The organism is Vibrio sp. 10N.222.55.B11 (assembly GCF_041473705.1).
GTDB lineage: Bacteria > Pseudomonadota > Gammaproteobacteria > Enterobacterales > Vibrionaceae > Vibrio > Vibrio crassostreae_C.
Genome location: NZ_JBFRST010000031.1, coordinates 1 through 1,427, shown reverse-complemented (window position 1 = coordinate 1,427; position 1,427 = coordinate 1). Strand labels below are relative to the sequence as shown.

Here is a 1,427-nt window from a genome sequence, read left to right as displayed (position 1 = left end):
TGAACTGACCCCCAATAGTTGGACACCAATTATTGGGGGTCTTTTTATGTCCAAATATAGCCGAGAGCTAAAATGTATCATTGCTAAGCAATACTTAGATGGCACGTCATCTCTCTACTTAGCAAAACAATATTCAATTTCTTCAAGGCAGATACGGTATTGGGCTCAAGTCTTTGCCATCCATGGTACTGATTCATTTTTACCAACTAAGCATGCCGCGACTGCTCAAACAAAACGAAAAGCATTGAATTTAATGTGGACGAATGAATGGTCTCTCACGCACACTAGCGCTGTATTAAACCTCTCATCCCCTGGAATACTCTCTGTCTGGCTCAAACGATTTAATGAGCTCGGTATCAAGGGGCTCGAAATGCGCCAGAAAGGAAGACCCTCAATGAAACAGCAACCTCAACGTACCACTAAGCCTGATAATGAAATGACGCTTGAGGAGCTAAAAGAGGAGTTGGTCTACTTACGAACCGAGAATGCCGTTCTAAAAAAGTTGGAAGAGTTGGAGCAGGAAAAAAACCGTCGAACAAAGAAAAAGCGGTCATAGCTCTAACTCTTAAAGGCAAGTACCCGTTAAAGCACTTACTGCACACTCTACAGCTGGCAAAAAGTGTCTTTTATTATCAGGCTCAAACGAGCAAGCGCCCAAATAGCTACGAACGTGAGCTGCGGTTGATAAAGTCAATTTATCATGAACATAAGGGGCGATACGGCTACCGCCGTATTCACTTGGAACTAAAAAATCAGGGGTTCGTGCTTAATCATAAAACGGTTCAAAGGCTTATGGCTCAGCTCAACCTTAAATCGACGGTCAGGATTAAAAAGTATCGTTCATACCGAGGAGAGTCAGGAAAAGAAGCTCCCAACGTGCTTGAAAGAGATTTTAGTACGACTCAACCCGATGAAAAGTGGGTAACTGATGTCACGGAGTTCAAAGTCAAAGAACAGAAAGTATACTTATCTCCCGTTGTCGACTTGTTTACTCAGGAGGTGGTTGCTTATAGAGTGGCCAAAAATGCCTGCTTGCCGCTTGTCACGGATATGCTGACGGAGGCTATATCAAAGCTGAAACCCAACTCAAAGCCAATTATACACAGCGATCAAGGTTGGCAATATCGCCATCGACAGTATCAGAAAAAGGTAGCGGAGAGTGGGTTAACGCAAAGCATGTCGAGAAAAGGTAACTGCTTGGATAATGCGGTTGCTGAAAACTTTTTTGCTTTACTCAAAACAGAGATGTATCACAACCAAAGCTTTGAAGATGCAGATGCTCTGATAGAGCAAATTAAAGAATACATCGAGTACTACAATACCAAACGTATAAAAGTGAAACTAAAAGGCCTGACTCCGATAGAATATCGAACTCAGGCCTTGAAAGCCGCTTAACAGAAATGTCCAACTTTACGGGGTCACTTCAA

2 protein-coding genes are annotated in these 1,427 nt (G+C 42.7%); both read left to right on the top strand.

The window, feature by feature from the left end:
• Positions 1–46 precede the first annotated feature (46 nt).
• Complete coding sequence (locus AB4503_RS11800) at positions 47–556, top strand: helix-turn-helix domain-containing protein (RefSeq protein WP_372009875.1); 510 nt, start codon at positions 47–49, stop codon at positions 554–556.
• Positions 553–1,395 carry an IS3 family transposase gene (locus tag AB4503_RS11795; protein ID WP_372114758.1) on the top strand — a complete coding sequence of 281 codons (843 nt, stop codon included), beginning with the start codon at positions 553–555 and terminating at the stop codon, positions 1,393–1,395. Before AB4503_RS11800 ends, AB4503_RS11795 begins: the two co-directional genes overlap by 4 nt.
• The last annotated feature ends 32 nt before the right edge of the window (positions 1,396–1,427 follow it).